Here is a 20341-nt window from a genome sequence, read left to right as displayed (position 1 = left end):
TCGGTAAATGAATAAAAAGTCACAAGGTCCAGAAGGATCTTGGGGCTTTTTTGAATTTGGCTCCTTAACTAGGCTTATTGTAAATATTTCATTTCAGAATAGATCAGTAATAATTAATCTCAACTTATGACAACTATCTCAAGGTGTATTCGAAATTTCATTTATGTTTCTGTTGTGTTCCTGGCTTTTAGCGCCTGCGGAACCAAAAACAAAAAGTTGTTGACCAAAATTTCCGCCAATAGGTCAGGAATAGCATTCAACAATCGAATAGTGGAGACCGATAGTTCCAATATCCTTAATGATGAGTACATTTTTAATGGCGGTGGAGTTGCTGTTGGTGATTTTAATAATGACGGACTGCCAGATTTGTTTTTTTCGGGAAATCAAGTTGACAACAAACTTTACCTTAACAATGGGAATTTAAAGTTCAATGATGTCTCCATGGAAGCCGGTATAACAGCACAGGAAAAATGGAGCACTGGTACAGCTATAGTGGATGTCAACGCCGATGGATGGTTGGATATCTATGTTTGTGCCGCAATGCACAAAGCGGAAAGTAAGAGGGCAAACATGCTGTTTGTCAATCAGGGCCTTGATCAAAATGGAGTGCCTCAATTTGAGGAAATGGCAAAAGAATTTGGTATTGCCGAGGTTGGCAATAGTATGGGAGCTTCCTTTTTTGATTACGATAAGGATGGGTATTTAGATCTTTATGTTCTGAACAATGAGCAAGAGCATACCCTACCTACAAATTACCGACCTAAAATCAACGATGGCTCTGCGGCAAGCAACGATCGACTGTACCATAACAACGGGGATGGGACTTTTACCGATGTGACCATATCGGCCGGAATTGTCTATGAGGGTTTTGGACTGGGCATAGCCATAACAGATATAAATTATGATGGATGGCCAGATATTCATATCAGCAATGATTACCTCACAAACGATATTCTCTACATCAACAACATGGATGGAACGTTTTCAAATAAGATTGAAGACTATATAAAACATCAGAGTCAATTTTCCATGGGTTCGGATGTGGCCGATTATAACAATGATGGTTTTATGGATATAATCACTTTGGATATGTTGGGTGAGACCAACTACCGAATGAAGACCACTGTTGGCGGCAACAATTACATTACGTATGTCCTGAACGAACGTTACGACTATCAGTACCAATACATGCGAAATATGTTGCATAAAGGTAATGGCCCGGGCATACCTTTCAGCGAAATTGGGCTCATGGCCGGAATCTTCAAAACTGATTGGAGTTGGTCCCCGCTGTTTGCCGATATTGACAATGACGGCTTAAAGGACTTATTGATTACCAATGGGTTCCCAAGGGATATTACCGACAAGGATTTTGCTGATTTTAACCTCACAGTGCACCAATACCTAAATCCTTTTAAAATTTTGGACTCCATTCCAGTGGTGAAAGTTTCCAACTATGCGTACAAGAACACAGGGGACTCCACTTTTGAGGATGTTGGTGAATCCTGGGGATTGAATATTCCATCATTTTCAAATGGTGCTGTTTTGGCCGATTTGGATAATGATGGCGATTTGGACTATGTTGTCAATAATATCAATGACAGAGCTTTTTTGTTTGAAAATAATGCCAGTGACTTCGGGCACAATTTCCTGAACATCAACCTGCAGGGCCCTAAGGAGAATCCTATGGGTATCGGAGCTAAAATTGTTCTTCGTTTGAACAATAAAACTTTTCAAATTCATGAACAAAACCTTACTAGGGGCTATATGTCCTCAGTTGACCCAAAGGTACATTTTGGACTGGGAAGCAAAGATTCCATACAATCGGTGGAGATTGCCTGGCCAGGGGGCAAATATGAAAAACTGACCAATGTAGTGGCCAACCAATCCATCACGTTCGACCATTTAAACGCAAAACCAACTCCTGTTAACAGCTTAACTTTTCCCTTGGTATTGGAAAAGAATGGAGGTAAGCAATTTACGGAAATATCAAAGCAACTAGGAATCGATTATCAGCACAATGAGGCGGATATTGTCGATTTTAATGTTCAACGAACATTGCCCCATAAATTATCTCAAAATGGTCCGGCACTTGTAGTTGGCGATCTTAATGGAGATGGTTTGGAGGACTTTATAATTGGCAGTTCTTCAAAATTTTCTCCGTCAATATTCTTGCAGGGAATGGACGGAAGGTTTACTGAAAAACCTATGTTCACCAATAAAGAAGAAATGCTTTTCGAAGAAGAAGATATGGCCCTGTTCGATTTGGATAATGACGGAGACCTTGACCTTTATTTGGTTTCGGGAAGCTATGAATTTGAACAAGGACATCCTTTGCACAATGACAGGCTTTACTTGAACGATGGCAATGCAAATTTTCTCAGGGCAGTTAAGGAAATGCCCACTGTGAACGCCAGCGGTGCAGTTGTAGCTGCCAATGATTTTGACGGTGATGGTTTTGTGGATCTTTTTGTTGGTGGAGGAACACCAACTGGAAAATACCCATATCCTGAAAAAAGTTTCCTTCTTAAAAATGAAGGAGGAACATTGAGAGATGTCACAGAAGAATGGGCCGACGGCTTAAGGGAGTTGGGGATGGTGACCGATGCCCTTTGGCAAGATGTTGATGGTGACGGCAAAGCGGACTTGATATTGACGGGTGAGTTAATGCCTATCACAATTTTTTCAAACCAAGGTTCTAGTTTAAGAAAGTTGACAGATAATGGTTTGGATAGCTATTATGGGTGGTGGAGAAGTATTGTCTCCGAAGATTTTGACGGAGATGGGGATATGGATTTTATCGCTGGGAATATGGGACAAAACAATTTTTATACCCCAACTTTTGAAAGACCTGTAACCATAAAAGCCAAGGATTTTGATGAAAATGGGAGCATAGACCCCGTTACCTTTACATATTTAAAAGATGAACATGGGGAGTACCAATCCGTTCCTGCTCATTTTTGGGGAGATATTATACAGCAGAATACCATGTTCCGTTCCAAATACAATTATTTCAAGGAGTTTGCCCGGTCTACTGAGGAAACACTGCTCACCCCAGCTGAGTTAAAGGGGGCGATGATATTAAAGGGGAATTTTGATGAATCCAGTTATATTGAAAATTTGGGTGACGGTACCTTCAAGATCCATCTTCTTCCGTCACAGGCCCAGTTGGCACCGATAAATGATCTGCAGGTCACTGATTTTGACAGTGATGGAGACATGGACGTTCTCCTGATAGGCAATGATTATGGCAACGAAACCTTTATTGGACGCTATGATGCTTTCAATGGGTTGTTGTTAAGAAATGATGGGGAGGCCAATTTTTCGGCAATGCATCCGTCCAAAAGCGGATTTTTGGTTCCTGGAGATGCAAAATCAATGGTACGGGTTAAGCATGGGCAACGTGGTTCACTCTTCATAGTTACTCAAAATAGAGGTAAGGTTTTGGTTTATTCCTGTACCATGAACTGAATGAATCCTTAATGATGATCCCAATGGTCAAAATTCATGAATTTTGACCATTGGAGGCCGTTTTGATTCGCCGCTTCAGCGTGATTCACATATCTTAGTTTCGAGTTAAATCCAGTGATTTTATCATTTTAAATTATAGTATAAAAGCAAGTTAAGTTAGAGTTAGTTTTAAGTTCTGAGGTAGGATTGTTGCGTAATCCAATTTTACTTCAATTAGTTGATTATAGAGGGGCAGTGTCTTTAACTAGGTGCTGCTTTTCTTATAAACCCGATTCGGTTGAATTTGTTGATACATCTTGATTTACAGAACCAAAAATATATGTTGTTTACCAGAATTTCCGTATTAAGTTTCTTGTTGATCCTACTGATATCCAATATAGCTTGTAAGAAACAAGTCATAGATGAGGAGTCCGTTGCGATCAATGAGGTAGAAGACCTGATTAAGTATGTAAACCCCATGGTAGGTACCAAAAATATGGGGCATACCTACCCAGGACCTTCAACCCCTTTTGGGATGGTTCAATTAAGCCCTGAAACCAACAACCAGCCCTATACTAAATCGGGATCATACAATGGAAAAACCTATGAGTATTGTTCTGGATACCAATATGGGGACTCCACTATTTTTGGTTTTAGCCATACCCATTTCAGCGGAACGGGACATTCAGATTTGGGTGATCTTTTGGTCATCCCCACTATAGGTGAATTAAAACTTGAACCTGGAAACTCGGAAATCCCAAACAGCGGGTACCATTCCAAATTTTCCCACACCAACGAAGAAGCTACACCAGGATACTACAGGGTACTTCTGGACAGCTATAAGATAAAGGCCGAACTGACCGCGAGTGATAGGGTTGGGTTTCATCAATATACATTTCCAAAATCTGATAATTCCCATATTATTCTCGATTTAATATCGAACATTTACCACCACAAGGATAAAAATGTATGGACGTTTCTTCGGGTAGAGAACGACTCCTTAATTACAGGATATCGACAGACCAATGGCTGGGCAAGAACCCGAAAGGTATTCTTTGCCATGCAATTCTCAAAGCCCTTCCATTCCTATGGTCATAAAAAATATGACTCCCAAAACTATCGTGGTTTTTATGGCAGGTTCAACGAAGAAGAAAACTTTCCCGAAATGGCTGGTAAAAACATTCGGGCCTATTTTAATTTCAAGACCGATGACAACGAAAGGATAAAGGTTAAAATGGCTCTTTCTTCGGTAAGTACAGCTGGAGCTTTAAAAAATATGGAAGCCGAAATTCCACATTGGGACTTTGAAAAGACCAAAAAGGAAACTCAGAAAAAATGGAATGAAGAACTTTCCAAAATAGCCGTGGAAACCCAAACACCAGAAGAAAAGAAGACATTTTATACAGCATTGTATCATACCATGCTTGGTCCTATTGTCTATGAGGATGTGGATGGTAAATATCGAGGTCTTGATCAAAACATTCATGAGTCCGACGGATTTACCAACTATACCATTTTTTCTTTATGGGATACCTATAGGGCTTTACATCCACTCTTTAATATTATTCAGCCAAGTCGCAATAACGATATGATTAAGTCTATGTTGGCACATCACGATGAGAGTGTACACAAAATGCTGCCTATCTGGAGTCATTATGCCAACGAAAATTGGTGCATGATTGGGTACCATTCAGTTTCCGTTATTGCAGATGCCATTGCCAAGGGCACCACGGATATTGATGTGTCACGTGCCTATGAAGCTTCAAAAAACACATCGACCGTAGGCTATTTTGATGGGATTGACAGTTATATGGCCGTAGGGTACGTACCAGAAGATAAAAGTTCCTCTTCGGTTTCAAAAACCTTGGAATTTGCCTATGATGACTGGAGTATAGCCCAAATTGCTAAAAAAGCAGGTAACCAAGACGCTTATGTATATTATATGGAGCGTTCCCAAAACTATAAGAACGTATTCGACCCAGAGATTAACTATATGCGACCTAAGCTTTCCAATGGAACATGGCGTAAAGAATTTGATCCCATAGATACCCATGGGCAGGGGTTTATTGAAGGTAACGCATGGAACTATGGTCTTTATGTTCCTCACGACATTGACCAAATGATTTCCATGATGGGCGGTAAAAAAGAGTTTCCCAATTATTTGGACAAGATCTTTACCACGGAAATAGAGGATAAGTACATAGAACAAAATGAAGATATCACCAGGGATGGTATTATAGGCAATTATGTCCACGGAAACGAACCTGGACATCATATTCCTTATCTGTACAATTGGACGGACAGCCCCTGGAAAACGCAGCAAAGGGTAAGAATGATCATGGATACCATGTATAGTAATAAGGAAGATGGTCTTTGTGGGAATGATGATGCGGGTCAAATGTCTGCTTGGTACATTTTTAGTGCATTAGGTTTTTATCCCGTACTACCAGGGTCTGATGAATATGCTATTGGAAGTCCAATGGTGAAAGAAGCCACTCTAAGGCTGGAAAATGGAAAAACATTTTCAGTTCAAACAAGAAATCAAGCGAAAGAGAATGTCTATATCCAGAAAGTGGAACTAAACGGTGAGGAATTGAACACTTCTGTATTGAAGCATAGTGATATAAGCAACGGAGGGGTCTTAATTTTTCATTTAGGAAAAGTGCCCAATCACGCATGGGGAAAATTGTAGCGAGCCCCTTAAAAAACGGGTTAGCCTTGTTCTTGGATAAGTTCTTTTATGAAATAGGAGGGTAAAATCCCCTGTTTTTTCTTAAAGGCGGCATTAAACGTATTTAGATTGTTGTACCCTATGGAAACCGCTATATAGCTTAATTTGCTGTTTCTGAAATCCTCGTCCTGCAATAACCTGGACAATAAATGATTTATTCTAAGCTCATTGATATAATTGGTAAAACTCATTTTTTTCTCTTGGTTGACCACCTGGGATAGATATTTTGGATTGGTCTTTAGCTGCTGTGCCACCTGCCTTAAGCTACAGTTTTGATCAATAAAGAACTTTTTCATTTCCAATTTCTCAAGCCTTCGGAGAATAATGTTCTTAACATCGTCGTCCAAGGTGCTTATGCTCTTTAACTTTGCATCATCCTCGTCGCTATCAGTAGCATTGGTCTGACTTTGGGCAGCTTCCAATTTTTTCAATTTCTCGTCCATGACCACTTGGATCTCCGCCAATTCCATGGTTCTTTTGTACAGCAATTTATTCTTGGCCTTTACTTTTAAGTAGCCAAAAATGGCCAGAAAACCACTAATGGCCACTAAGCCTAGAATAATCACAATGGTGTTATATCTGGATTTCTGGGCTGCATTTTCCAGCTCTAGGATTCTCTTTATTTGAGTAATCTCCTTGACTTCTCGCTGAGTTTCCAGAATTACTATCTTTTGTTCCTTTTCGTTGTTGAATAACGAATCTCTTATAATCCTGTTCAAAGTGCCGTATTCGTATGCCATAGAGGGTTGATTGGTACTTTCATAGAGTTTGGCCAATATCCCACTGCTGGTCTTGACAACATCAAAAGCATCTATGTCTTTGGCCGCCTCTATGCTTTTCTCATAATTGCGAATTGCACTTGAAGTATCGTTGGTTTTTAAATCCAATTCCGCCTGTAAAATCAAGGCCCTTGGTATTCTGAACCTAAATTTATTGTCATAATTCATTTTTAGTGCCTGGGTCAGATAGTTTTGGGCTCTTTCGTATTTTTCATTTGATATGAAAATATCGGCCATGTTCATGTAAACAATACTTTGGATATAGTTTCCGGGCGGAGACATTCTTTTTTCAAGATTTACGTAGAATTCATATGCGTCCAAGGCCCCTGGTTTGTCATCCAGCTTTGCACTCATACGGGCGATTTCATCAATTTTTGGGAATATGTACTGTACTTTTCTAAGTTTAATTACAAAGTGAAGACCTTTTAAACAATAGTTTAGGGCCTTCGAATAATTTTCAATGCGTAAATAGTAGTGGGAAAGTGCGGAGTACGCACGCATCATCATGTACTCGTCAGCAGTTTTTTCAGCTGAATCCAGCAATTTAAGTCCGGTTTCAAGGGCCATGTCAAATTCTCCCTTTTCAGTATGTATGTATGAAATTAATGTATGGGTATCGGCATACGTTTCAGGATATTTTTTTGAACTTACTTTTTTTGAGATACCTTGAGCCAAATCCATTGACTTGTCAAATTCCCCCCCTACAAACAAAAGATACGCCTCATTGAAAATGGCGCATAGTTCTCCCTTCTTATACCCAATTTCCTTTGAAAGTTTCTTGGCTTTTAGATTGTAAATCCTCGCGGTATCTGAGGACCTATATACATAAGCAGAGTAGAGTTGGAGCCAAGTGTCTACTTTTTCACTTCCACTTACCCTATCTTTTTTTTCCAGTAAAAATTCGGGATCAAGAAAATTTTCTTGGAATTTGTCCTTTTCATTTACAAGGTTTTTTATCTGGTCAAAATAGACGTTTATGGAATCCTTGTAGGTTTGTTGTGCATATCCTTGGTTTAAAAGCAGGATGGAGGCCAGTAGTAATAATGTCTCAATTCTTTTTGTCAAAATGATTTAAGGATTTCCTTAAAGTTAAAGTATTTCTTTGCTTGAACTACTAACATATTGCACCTGAATTGTTATCACGGGAAGATTCGCCTTATATACCACATCTTAGTCCAATATCCTGATTTCCCTTCCGGTTTTGATGAATGTTTCGATAGCCTCATCCATTTGCTCTTTGGTATGCGAAGCGGATATTTGGATCCTGATTCTTGCCTTATCCTTAGGTACAACGGGATAGAAAAACGCCACTACGTAAATACCCCTTTGCAATAGTTTTTCAGCAAATGCAACCGCCAATTTAGCATCGTACAGCATAATAGGTACAATCGGATGTGTGCCTGGTACAATGTCAAAACCGGCATTAGTAAGGGCTTCTCTAAAGTATAAGGTGTTGTCCTGGATTTTTTTGACTAGGGTCACTTCTTTTTCCAATTTATCCAAAACCGCAATGGACGACCCCACAATTGCCGGAGCCAAGGTATTTGAAAAAAGATAAGGTCTGGATTTTTGGCGTAGAATGGCCACTATTTCTTTCCTGGCCGCAGTAAACCCGCCGGAAGCACCTCCCAAGGCTTTCCCGTAGGTGCCAGTAATGATGTCAACCCTGCCCATTACATTTCTATATTCCGCTGTCCCACGGCCAGTTTTGCCAATAAAACCTGTAGCATGACAGTCATCCACCATAACAAGAGCCCCGTAAACGTCTGCCAGATTGCAAATCTCATCTAATTTAGCGATGGTCCCGTCCATGGAAAAGACCCCGTCAGTAACTATTAGCTTGCGTCTGGCTCCTGAGTCTGATGCTTCCTGGAGCTTTTCTTCAAGCGAGCCCATATCGTTGTTCTTATATCTATACCGTTCTGCTTTGCATAGACGAATTCCGTCAATGATACTGGCATGGTTCAGTTCATCCGAGATAACGGCATCGTCTTTTGTCAATAAAGGCTCAAACACGCCTCCATTGGCATCAAAGGCTGCCGCATATAGTATGCAGTCTTCCGCACCCACAAACTCCGCTGTTTTTTTCTCCAGTTCTTTATGGATGTCCTGGGTTCCACAAATAAACCTAACCGATGAAAGTCCAAAACCATGACTTTTCATTGTTTCGGTTCCGGCCTTGATTATTTCGATATCGGACGAAAGTCCCAAATAATTGTTCGCACAAAAATTAAGTGTAGTTTTTCCGTTTGTGGTTGCAATTTCAGAGCCTTGCTGAGAAACAATTATTCGCTCTTCCTTAAAAAGACCATCTTTTTTTAATTGATCTAGCTCTTCGATTAAATCATTTTTTATATCAGCGTACATGGTGATGTTTTAAACTTTTTTGGGCAGCTTCTGTTTTTTTAATAGTTCGGTGATCATTTCATTGGAGATGTCGTCGAGTTGGTAATGAGGACTCCATTTCCAGTCTTTTTGGGCTTGGTTGTCATTTATTGATAAGGGCCAGTTCTCGGCTATTTGCTGTCTGAAATCGGGTTGGTAGTCAACCTGAAAATCGGGATACCATTTTCGGATTGACGCTACTATTTCTTTGGGAGAAAAACTCAATCCATTGATATTGTATGAAGTTCTGGTTCTAATCTTTTCTTTTGGGGCTGTCATGAGCTCCAGGGTGGCCCTTACCGCATCTGCCATAAAGATCATGGGGAGGGCGGTATCTTCACAAAGATAGCAGGTAAACCGCTCGTTGCGAATGGCCCGGTGATAAATTTCCACTGCATAGTCTGTGGTTCCTCCACCTGGAAGGGATTCATGTCCAATAACCCCGGGATAGCGTAACGAACGCACATCTACACCATATTTTGAAAAATAGTAGTTGCCCCACTGCTCCCCGGCCGATTTGCTAATTCCATATACCGTGAGAGGGTCCAGATACTCGGTCTGGGCTGTCTCAACTTTATTGGCACTTTCACCAAAAACGGCAATAGAGCTAGGGAAAAACACCTTTTTCACAAGGTATTTTCTAGCTACTTCCAATACATTCAACCAACTTTTTAGGTTAATGTCCCATGTTTGTATGGGGTATGTCTCGCCATTTGCAGATAAAATAGCGGCCAAATGATAGATTTGGGTTATAGCATGTTCCCCGACCATTTTTCCCAACTTACTTTCGTTGGTGGCATCCAATAATTGGATATGTCCAATTTCATCGGTACGTGGAACCAAATCGGTTGCGATTACGGCTTCTCTTCCATATAAATTTATAAGAGCTTTTCGTAAGGCAGTCCCTAGTTGTCCTCCAGAGCCCGTAATGAGTACTTTTTCTGCTCGCATAGCGTGGTTTATAAAGCTCAAAAGTAGATATATGGCTTATAACTAGATATTTTTATCTTTAAATATTCAAAAACTAAGTATTTTAATCTGTATTTATTCTATATTAAGGGTATATTAGCTTTTTAAGATGCTAAATTTTACAGTTTGAAGTAATATTATCTGGCAATGGAAAAAATTGATGATGTGGACCTTAAAATTCTCAGGATTTTGCAAGAGGATTCTAAGAAAACGACCAGGGAAATAGCAAACTCGTTGAATCTTACCCCCTCGCCGGTCTATGAAAGGATACGGCAACTTGAAAAAAAAGGATATATAAGAAAGTATGTCGCTCTTTTAGACAAGAAACATCTAGGGATACCGATTACCGCTATTTGCATGGTATCCCTTCGGTATCATGATGAAGGTTTCATTGACAAGTTTGATTCGCAAATAAAAAAATTAAAGGAAATCCAGGAATGCTACCACATGGCGGGAAAGGTTGACTTTTTTCTAAAGATTAATGTTGCCAGTCTTGACCATTACCATGAATTTGTGCGGGCTAAACTTTCCAAGATCCATAATATTGGTGTATTGGAAAGTTATTTTGTACTTAAAGAGATTACAAGTACTACCCAATATTATTTTTAAAATATTTTCTATGGCATCTTTATCGATACATATGGTAAATGGAAGTGTTCTTGGGTAGAAAATCTGGTTCATTTTACCAAACTCAAATATTCGTAAAAACCTCTTTTTCTTTAAAGCTCTTAAAAAGCCCAAATTTAAAAACCAAGAGGAGGTTGTCTAAGGTTACTTTCCAGTTCAATTTTATTTCAAATATATTGATAGAAAGGCATAACCTTTTCTCGAACGTCAGGCCCAAATGGGGTCGTTCTTTTCAAGATGCCCTTTACAAAATTATGGGGTATATGCCCGCTATTCTCGAAGAATTGGAACAACGAACTTAAATCCGCCTTTGTATTGTTGTGGGCCCATTGTGCAAATTGTTGGGTTCTGTTCTTAAATCTGGAATAGGAGGAAGGGCTTAAGACGTGTTCTTTGTAGTTAAGGGTCTCTATTATAGCTGGTTGCAGTAATGTAGCGCCTGTTTTCAAAAATAGCGGAAGTGAGGCCATAAAAAAACGGATCGCTGGTACACAATCCGCTGTTTTTGTTGCCTTTGGGCCTAGTAGCGGGAACAGGACTCGAACCTGTGACCTTCGGGTTATGAGCTCACCAATGGGGTTCAAACCCCTGTCTTTTTCCGACAATTTTGTCCAAAAACGTGTACGGTATCGTGTACGGTTAATAATGATAAAAATAATGAAAATTTATCCTCCCAGAACACTGCTCAACCTGAACATAGGTAAATACATTGAAACCAAAATAACCCCCACAAAAAATCCAATGACCACAATGATCAACGGCTCCATGATCGTGGACAGCATTTTGGACTTTTGTTGAACCTCCCTGGCATATTGCTGGCTCAATTTATCAAAGATATATTCGGTCTGATTGGTCTCTTCGGCCACCTTGACCAAGGAAGCCATTCGGTTATCAAAGAGCTTGTTGCCCCTGATGCTCTCATGTAGGCTAATGCCTTTCATGATTTTCTTTTCCATACTGCCCAACGCTTCCTGTAAAGGGGTAAAGGTGATCATTTTCTTCACCATTTGAATGCTGTTCAACATGGGTACCTTGGAGGAGGTCAATAAAGCCGTGGTTTGGGCAAACTGGGACATGTAAACCATTTTGATAAATTCCCCAACAAAAGGGATCTTGAGTAATAGAAAATCCCTTCTTCTTTTAATTTTGGGGTTTTTCAGCAGCGGTTTTCTGAAAATAAGAAAACCCAAAACGGCAAAAATCAAGAGCAAACCATAGTCTTTGATAAAGTTGGATGCAGAAATGATCCATACGGTGATAGTTGGCAGTTCCACCCCATTTTGCTTAAAAATATCCTCGAACATGGGAACCACCATTCGGAGCATAAATACCACGACCAGAATGGCCGTTGCCAATATGATTATAGGATAGGTCAGTGCGTTCAAAAGGTTTCTGCGCTGTTCATTTTTTTGTGCAAAATAGCCTCCCAGTTCTTGGGCAATCTTGGCGAGGTTACCACTTTCTTCCCCAATTTTAATGGAATAATGCTCATACTCCGTGAACTCCTTTCTAGACCTCAGAATCTCGGAAAAACTGTGTCCAGCATCTAATTCGTGCAACATCTCGGAATAAAAATGGTGCAATTTCTCTTTCTTTTGATTCTCCTTGATCAGGTCAAGGGCCTCCCTCAAATGGATTCCAGCTTTGAGCAGCACAGCCAATTCACTGTAGAAAGATTCCTTTTTTTTGGAATTGAAAAGGGAACCGAAAAAGGAAATCTCCTTTTTCAGCAATTGCTCCAACCCATCCGATTTGGACGTTTTTGGAGCTTTGGCATTCATGGTTTGGTCCAGCTTAAATCCCATAACTATTGATTTAGATAAGTGGTGGCCGCATTGGTTTTATAAACCACAATTCTTTGTTTATTGCCCTCGTTCCCTACTGAGAAATCCAGGGCATCCACCTCACTGGATTGTATTGGTAATCCATTGAAATAGTACTGCGTTTCATAAATCTTTAGAAAGAAGGTATCCCTTTTCTTGACCACAAAATTTTCGTGCCATTGATAAATGGTTCTTTTCATTTCATGGGCAAATACTAGTTCATCCCTTTGCGCATCGTACCAAACACCGTCATGTCGATTAAAATCCACCCACAAACTTTGCCTCAACAGATTGGCCTCGGTGTTTTTCTCATAGATTCCACTGATGCCATGCATTTGTTGTTGTACAAGACGCAAAACTGAAAACCCCAAGCCAATTAAGATACTCGTAAGTAGGAGGACCACTAACATTTCATTTAGTGTAAAGGCTTTTATTTTGTAATTTCCACTATTCATCTGTTATCCGATAAGAAATTTCTTTTTGGGTTTCAGGATGAAGAGCGACAAACAAAACCCCTGACATGGCGTTGCTTTCTTCTTTAACCACTTCTATTTCCCAAAGCTCCAAATCCGAATAATACGGCAAGTGCAACACCCCATTTTTATATTGGTACTGTAAAAGCAACAACTCTTGCCTCACCATATCATCATTATGTTTATTGGTGTTGGTCAAGAGTGAATTCAGGAGCATACTGGACAACATGAAGATTACCACAATCAAAATGGTGGCCATCAAGGTTTCCATGAGGGTGGATGCCCTTAACTTTTTTAATACAGCCATTTTACAATATTGTTGGGTTGTTCGTTTTGGTAGGGTAATCCTGCAAATTCCTGGGGTAGGGCACTAAAATCTATGGTGCCATTGAACAAATGATTTTGATAGGCACTCCCATTTTCCAATGCAATAAATCCTTGGGTTGCCACACTCCCAAGCACACTTCCCTTAAGTTCCAAATTCCCCTGGCACAACATGGACCCAATCAGCATTGCCTTTTCCGCTAGATGGATATTGGCGGTAGACTTTGCCTCCTCGTTTTTGGTCTGATAAACCATCATCCCCCTGATTGTGGACCCCTTGTCCAAAATCATGTTCGGAGGTGTTCTTTTATTTTTATCCAACCCTTCTGTTTTGGGTTGATGGATGGCAAGCACTGTTGGATATTGAAGATTACAAGCTTGTCCCACTTTTATGGTTCTACTGGCAATAGCTTGAAAATTTCCAGAAACTCCATCCCTTATCTCTATTTGGGGAGCAATCAGCAACACATCTTTGAACTGCGAAGATGGATGGATAATTATTTTATGCGTTGCCCAAACCAAGACGTTTCCGCTAAGTGAAACCTTGTCCAACTCCAAAAAATCTCCTTTGACGACCCTGGTTTCCTCGTTAAAACTTTGTTTAAGCACCATTCCCTTTTGAAATCGAACTGTCTCCCCCTTGGGTTGATAAAAGGGTTGGGCCAGGGTCTCCAGTTGGGATTGTAGTTCCAAATTCAATTGGGGTAGCGTGGTCGCACTTTTTTCTTCTTTGCCGTAGATCAAATGGGAACCCGTATATCCCTGTCCTCGGATATTTCCTCTTTTAATTCCCCTTTGGGGCAAGAAGGCATCTCCTTTGATCCTGGCCTTTCCGGCAATGACCATGGGTCTTTGGTTGTCTTCAAGATATAAAGCGGGGCGATTTTCAACCGTTTTTCCCACGAATCCGATTTTGGAAAACTGCAATTGGCCTTTTTTTGCTGTTACCTCCCTCAATTCCAGCAATCCCCAATATTTTTTGGATACAGTCACTTCCATTTCCGTGGTCGCCTGAATGGACATCTCCAATGGTTCCCCTTGTTTCATGGGTTCCTTAAAGGAACTTTCCAGTCCTGTTTGAGCAGCTTGAATCAAATCCAGGGTCACATAGGTTTTCTTTTTGAACAGCACCTGGGTATAGGAAACCAGTACAAAGGACATGAGGAGCACAGCTATGATGGCACCCATAAAAAGCACGAATTGTAGTGCCCCTGCCTTTATTTTTTTCAGTCCCATCATTCAGAAAGGGTAATGGTCTCGTGTTGGCCGTTGTACCTCACACGTATTTTGCTCACATTTCCGCTAAGCAATCGTACCCCGTCCACTTCCTGATTGGGGAACATCATATGCTGTTGCCCATCTATGGTAACAAAGAACATGGATTTTCCAGAACCCGCCTGTGATACCAAACCGTCATAAGTGATGTTCTTTTTGGGTAGGTCAGTTTTTTTCGGAACCTTCTTTTTTACCTTTTTATTCGGATTTTGCAATGTGCCCAAAAAGGGGTCTCTATAGTTGGCATAAAGGGTAAACGTATCCTTTTTGGTGGTTGCCCTGGGAATATCCACCGCTTGCTTTTGTACTATTGGAGGTTCTTCTTTCGGGGATAGGGTATTGACCACCTTAAACCCGATCACGCCCCAGATAACCAGGACTACGCCCAAAAGCAAATATGTCTTGGTCTGTTTGCTCAATTGCTGATGGTAAAATTAAAAGTATTGCTGTCCCCACTTTGATTGCCGGCAGCATCATACGCGCGCACTACCCAATAAAAAGTTCCATCGGACAAATTGGTCGTGAAGGTTTTATTGGCTCCCAAGCCCTTGGTTTCCAAGGACTGTAAACTTTCATCGGCATAGATAAAGATGCTGTCACGTTCCGCACTTCCCGCAACATCTACCCGTGTCCATGAAAAGTTGACCTCGGTTGTAGTAAGTGATGCTCCATTGGCCGGACTTACCGGTTGAGGGGTATTGGGAGGGGTCAGATCCAAATTTTCATCTCCGTTCACTTGAAAACCACTTGAGGTATAGGCTGTTTCATAACCACTGTTCAAGGCTTTTACCCGCCATTGGTAGTTTCCGTTGAACAAATCTTTATGAATTCGGGTTTTGATCTGGTCCAAGGAATCCACTTCCACAATACTGTCCAATACCAATTGCGCCGCATTTTCAAAGCTTGGGGTCGCAATCTGTACTTGGTATGCAGTTGCATCCTCTACCTCTTCCCAATTCAAGGAAATGGCATTGGTAGTGAGCACGCTGCCCTCGGTCGGGGCCAGAATATCCACTATCTGGGAGGAAATGTCAGGCACTTCCAGGATATCTTCACAGCCCAAAGCAAGCAGGGCTGCGGCTAGTAGACATAATAGCAATTTGTTCAGACTCATAATTTCAAATAGTTTTTGGTGGAATCCAATTTGTTGGGGTCCTTTTCCGTATCTCCGGGACAACGGCTGCCTGAACCCGTGATCGCGGCAATTTCCAATTTACCCCTATTGTTTCGTTTCCAGCAGAGTTGGGAGGTTTCAAAATCGAAAACCTGAAGCCCCGCCATCTCTATGGTAGAAAACTGTTTTCCGTTATGCACCTCCAATACCAAGGTTCCACGAGATTCTTTGAGGTAAAAATGATGTGCGGTCTGTAATTTGGAGTCCAAATCTCCCCTGGCAACAAATGAGATGCCTGTTAAAATTCCCAATTCTGGATCGTCCTGAAGGTATTCTTTCAGTGTAAGGTTTTTGGCAGCGTTCAATTGAGCTTTCAAACCCACCAAATCTGAAACTTTCAGCTTATAGTATTTAGAGACGGCCAGCTGGGTAGAATCCTCTGCATATTCCATGGTTTTTCCTCCTTGACGCTCTTTGAATTTCCTATATTTTGAAAGGGTGGACTGGGAAAAATCAAAGACATTCAATGAAACTTCCAGAGGGGTATCCAAGCTTGGTTCCCCAGCTTTTTCGAAATCTTTGGTAAACAAGGTGGTACTGATTTTTCCCACGGATCCCAGACAGGGAATGCGCGTCTCTACTTTTTGTAGGTTGCGCATTGGGCCACAGGCACTTAACAGCATTGCCAGTAGCAAAACGGTAATTGTAGGTCTCATGTATAAGATTCTGTAGGTAGTTAACGCTTTTTTCCGAGAAGTGTTGTACGAAAAATGAGTATACAGATGTAAATATTACCTTTTTAAGCTAAAATGGCCCGTAAGTACCTCACCTTCACCATATTCAAAGCGAAACCAATAGTCTGATGCCGGCATGGGACGTCTTAAATATGTACCATCCCAGCCCTGTCCCTGCGGAGAGATTTGACGCAGTAATTTACCCAGTCTATCATAGATAAAAAGCCTGGAATTTGGGAACTGTTCAGCGCCGATTACATTCCAATATTCATGATAGTTGTCGCCGTTGGGCGAAAAGAATTTTTGATATCCCAAGGCAATGATCTCCTGGCTTAGGGTACGGCATTCGAAAGGGTCGCGGACGTAGACCGTATATCTCCCTGGAAAGACTGTAAATTGATTGTCCGTTTGGTAATTGATCCCATCTATGGAATATTCAAAAGTACCAATGCCAACAGCATCCACAGTAAGGGTTATCTCATCAGAAACTCCATCGGTGGACACGGTAAAACTGTCCGGGGCACCCGAGGACACTACCTCGAAATTGAAGGTATTACTGCAAGTAACTCCGTTCGTGGTCTCGGTAACGGTCAAACTGTAGTTGCCCAACGCTGCAATAAACTGTTCTCGCGCATTGCCCAGAACTTGTCCGGCATGATCTGTCCATTCATAGGATTCAAATATGCCAGCCTGAACAGTAAGGTCTGGACTGTCCGGGCACATGACGTAAGTATCCTGTAATCCTATCTGGGGCAAGGAGTTGATCAACACCGAAAAATTGGTAATGGCAAAACAATCCGGGAAAAGAGGATTGTGCACCCGTGCATAAATGACATCACTTAACGAATGGTTGTTGTAAGTCGTTGCTGGCAAGGCGTTTGAATTGTACAAGGCATCTGTTTCCGAACTGAAGTATAGTACATCCAATACATTTTGATCCTGCCCGTTCAAAACTTCCAGGTCCTTTTGGCTAAGATCAAAAGAGTAGCGTCCGGTTTCGTCTACATCGCAGACCACAATATCCGTTGGCATAGTTGCCGAAGGTGTATCAAACACCTGAATTTGAAACTGCCCCAGATTGTAGCAATTGGCATTGCCGGGATTTTCAATCCTAAAATAGATGGTTTGCGGATTGGCTGTATTGAAATAATTTCCAACAATCACGTTTTGGTCCAAATCGGCATCGTTTTGGGTTTCATGGAATGAAACTGTACCACTGGGAAAGCTTGACAAGATCTCATTGGTCTTTTGGGATAAATCAAATGAAAGAACCCCATCGTTATTATCATCACAGGCATACCAGTCAGACACGGTAGGCACTACAGGGGTATCAAAAATCAGGAGTTGAAACGAGGTAGTATCGTAGCAATCCGAATTAGAGGTGTTGGCCAAACGTACATAGATGGTTTCTTGATAGTTGGTACTGTTAAAGTTAGTGGCCAAAGGATTGGTGTTCGCGTCCGCATCAGCTTGGGTACTGTGATAGGAAAGTACCGAACTGGCGTGATTTTGGGTGCCAACGACCTCGGTTTCCACCAAACTCAGATCAAAAGTGGCATTTCCATCATTGTCCGTATCGCAGAATTCCAGGTTGGCAGGGGCATTTGCCACCACTTGCTCGATCACTTCAATAGCAAAGCTACCGGTCTCATAACAATCGGTTTCACTGCTGTTTTCTATTCTGAAGAAAAGAGTTTCCACTGGCAAGGTATTGGTGTAGGATACTCCCAAAGCATTGGTCCTATTGTCTGCATCCGTTTGGGAACTGTGGTAGCTAATGGTAAATATGGAATTATCCTGCCCATTTAACACTTCAGCATCTTTAGAGGTCAGATCAAAGGTATATAAGCCGTTTGTATCATCATCGCAAACGGTCCAATCCGTAACCGTGTACAAGCTGGGCTGCAAATTGATGTTTATGGTAAAAGCTGTGGTATCGTAACAATCCCGATTTGCACGATTGGATATACGTGCAAAAACCGGGGTGGTCCCCAATCCAAAAGTGCTGATGGAACTCATTGGATTGCTATTTGTATCCGCATCCGCAAGGGTAGTATGATAGGACACCTCAAAATTGGTAACAGATTGGGCACCCAATACGTCTGTATCCAAAGTGGACAAATCAAAATTATAAGTGCTTGTGGCGTTACAAACTACCGGATCGGTTACCGGGTTGGCAACAGGAACTTCAGAAATCGCAATGTCCGTGGTTTCCACTTGGGTTTCAGAAGCAGTGTTCACCGTAACGGAGACCGTGTAATTACCGGGCAGGGTATACGTATGGTTTGGGCTTTCATCCGCGGAGGTATTCCCATCCCCGAAGTCCCATAAAATGGAAACTATGGGTTCTGAAACATTGATGCTAAATTCCGTGGCATCGCCCAGGCATAGGTGGTTGGCCTGGATGTCACTGATATAGAAAAAAGACTGTATAAATGGCGGAAGTCCCCAAAAACTTTGTCCAGTACCCAGGTCAATTGCGGCGTATTCATAATTACAGCCGAGCCCAAGAACATTGGGATCATGAATCACACTTAGAGAATTGCGAAGGAAATTGGTGATATAAATTTTACCATCAATGCCCAACTGCAATCCGGCTTCACCTCCGTTGTTTTCGTTGATATTGATGGCACTGCCCGGAATGTCGGCCGCTGTTAGATCATACTGGTAAATTTGATTGGTAAAAGAAGAGAGGTACAGCACCTGGCCAGAAGGTGAGAATTCCACACCGTATTGGAATGGGGCTGTTGTTAAAAGAATGGGGTTGCTGAGGACGCCCGTGGTGGTGTCAAAATCCAGTAGTTCAGAGCCGGTATCCCTATGGCTAATGGCCACCTTGGATCCATCAGGGGAAGCTTTTATGCACCCTATAGCATCCGTTTCATCCAGACTTCCGGACATATCAAAACCCACTGTGCTCACCACCGGGGTAGCGTTTACGCCGGCAGGGGTAACCAGGTAGGTTAAAAAATCGGCATTGCCCCAATCATGTGTAATTACCCAAATATCCCTGCCATTGGCATGTTCCACTGCAGTCAGTTTTTCCAAGGAAGGACCGTACAAATGCACATTTTTTGCCGTAACATCTCCAAGTCCGCCATCAAGGGTCATGTCCACTTCGGAGTAATTGACCCCGTATGGCGACCCTTCTTGATATACCGTAAAAACATAGAAAATATCAGGGTCGTTGGGTTTGGGCACAATTATCCCTGAATGTGAGGAACTGCTGGTCCCGAGCAACCCGGTACCATTGGGCATGATTGAATGATTGCGGTTCCAAACCGTGGTACCATCCGTATAAAAAATCAGGTTACCCAAAGGATCTGAGATGGTGGCACATCCTTCATCCGTTACCACCTGTCCATCTTCCAAGGCAACGGGGGTACCACTCCTAAAATCCAGGCCAGCATTTATACCAAAATACCAAATGGAGGCTTCCAACTGGGCTTGGGCATGCGCAAAAAAAAGGAGGGCTATAGCAGCACAGAAAAGTCGTAGGTTCAAGTAGGTAAAGGTTGATAGTTTATTTAGGAATTAAATGTAGGTAATTTGTGGCTGGTAGGGAAAATTATTCTTCAAACGGAACGGAATTTGGTTTAAGAGCCTCTAGGTTTTAAAATGGAAAGTGGAAAGTTGAAAATGTTAGGTGATAGATGCTCG

General features: G+C 41.5%; 14 protein-coding genes. 3 read left to right on the top strand and 11 right to left on the bottom strand.

Annotated elements, in window-relative coordinates:
- Positions 1–126: 126 nt before the first annotated feature.
- Positions 127–3468 (top strand): VCBS repeat-containing protein, encoded by a 3342-nt coding sequence (locus tag ACO6S0_RS14590; RefSeq protein WP_422349058.1) that lies wholly within the window; start codon positions 127–129, stop codon positions 3466–3468.
- A gap of 319 nt (positions 3469–3787) precedes the next feature.
- A complete protein-coding gene (locus tag ACO6S0_RS14585; RefSeq protein WP_422351835.1) occupies positions 3788–6139 on the top strand; it encodes a GH92 family glycosyl hydrolase in 2352 nt (783 codons plus the stop codon).
- 20 nt (positions 6140–6159) lie between these two features.
- Here ACO6S0_RS14585 and ACO6S0_RS14580 read toward each other — a convergent pair whose 3' ends face one another.
- The 3 genes from ACO6S0_RS14580 to ACO6S0_RS14570 form a co-directional block, all read right to left on the bottom strand.
- The gene (locus tag ACO6S0_RS14580) at positions 6160–8022 is read right to left on the bottom strand and encodes a helix-turn-helix domain-containing protein (RefSeq protein WP_422349057.1); all 1863 of its coding nucleotides are present in this window, start codon (positions 8020–8022) and stop codon (positions 6160–6162) included.
- A 105-nt stretch (positions 8023–8127) separates the two neighbouring features.
- Entirely contained in the window at positions 8128–9324 is a 1197-nt protein-coding gene (kbl, locus tag ACO6S0_RS14575; RefSeq protein ID WP_422349056.1) for a glycine C-acetyltransferase, read from the bottom strand.
- A gap of 9 nt (positions 9325–9333) precedes the next feature.
- The gene (locus ACO6S0_RS14570) at positions 9334–10293 is read right to left on the bottom strand and encodes an NAD-dependent epimerase/dehydratase family protein (RefSeq protein ID WP_422349055.1); all 960 of its coding nucleotides are present in this window, start codon (positions 10291–10293) and stop codon (positions 9334–9336) included.
- Between the two features lie 165 nt (positions 10294–10458).
- Here ACO6S0_RS14570 and ACO6S0_RS14565 point away from each other — a divergent pair, with 165 nt between their 5' ends.
- Positions 10459–10920 (top strand): Lrp/AsnC family transcriptional regulator, encoded by a 462-nt coding sequence (locus tag ACO6S0_RS14565; protein ID WP_422349054.1) that lies wholly within the window; start codon positions 10459–10461, stop codon positions 10918–10920.
- A gap of 683 nt (positions 10921–11603) precedes the next feature.
- On the opposite strand, the gene ACO6S0_RS14560 is transcribed toward ACO6S0_RS14565, so the two are convergent.
- The 8 genes from ACO6S0_RS14560 to ACO6S0_RS14525 all read right to left on the bottom strand — a co-directional run bounded on the left by ACO6S0_RS14560 (position 11604) and on the right by ACO6S0_RS14525 (position 20185).
- A complete protein-coding gene (locus tag ACO6S0_RS14560; RefSeq protein WP_422349053.1) occupies positions 11604–12743 on the bottom strand; it encodes a type II secretion system F family protein in 1140 nt (379 codons plus the stop codon).
- A 2-nt stretch (positions 12744–12745) separates the two neighbouring features.
- Positions 12746–13096 (bottom strand): hypothetical protein, encoded by a 351-nt coding sequence (locus ACO6S0_RS14555; RefSeq protein WP_422349052.1) that lies wholly within the window; start codon positions 13094–13096, stop codon positions 12746–12748.
- Between the two features lie 112 nt (positions 13097–13208).
- Complete coding sequence (locus tag ACO6S0_RS14550) at positions 13209–13541, bottom strand: hypothetical protein (RefSeq protein WP_422349051.1); 333 nt, start codon at positions 13539–13541, stop codon at positions 13209–13211.
- Complete coding sequence (locus ACO6S0_RS14545; protein WP_422349050.1) at positions 13529–14797, bottom strand: hypothetical protein; 1269 nt, start codon at positions 14795–14797, stop codon at positions 13529–13531. Before ACO6S0_RS14545 ends, ACO6S0_RS14550 begins: the two co-directional genes overlap by 13 nt.
- Positions 14794–15252, bottom strand: a complete 459-nt coding sequence (locus tag ACO6S0_RS14540; protein WP_422349049.1) for a hypothetical protein — start codon at positions 15250–15252, stop codon at positions 14794–14796. The genes ACO6S0_RS14545 and ACO6S0_RS14540 overlap by 4 nt, the downstream gene beginning before the upstream one ends.
- A complete protein-coding gene (locus tag ACO6S0_RS14535) occupies positions 15249–15947 on the bottom strand; it encodes a hypothetical protein (protein ID WP_422349048.1) in 699 nt (232 codons plus the stop codon). Before ACO6S0_RS14535 ends, ACO6S0_RS14540 begins: the two co-directional genes overlap by 4 nt.
- On the bottom strand, positions 15944–16663 hold the full coding sequence (locus ACO6S0_RS14530; RefSeq protein ID WP_422349047.1) for a hypothetical protein: 720 nt from the start codon (positions 16661–16663) through the stop codon (positions 15944–15946). Before ACO6S0_RS14530 ends, ACO6S0_RS14535 begins: the two co-directional genes overlap by 4 nt.
- 75 nt (positions 16664–16738) lie before the next feature.
- On the bottom strand, positions 16739–20185 hold the full coding sequence (locus ACO6S0_RS14525) for a T9SS type B sorting domain-containing protein (RefSeq protein WP_422349046.1): 3447 nt from the start codon (positions 20183–20185) through the stop codon (positions 16739–16741).
- Between the last annotated feature and the right edge of the window lie 156 nt (positions 20186–20341).

Source organism: Flagellimonas sp. (genome assembly GCF_965233845.1).
Classification (GTDB): Bacteria; Bacteroidota; Bacteroidia; order Flavobacteriales; family Flavobacteriaceae; genus Flagellimonas.
This window is presented reverse-complemented; position numbering and strand designations above follow the sequence as displayed.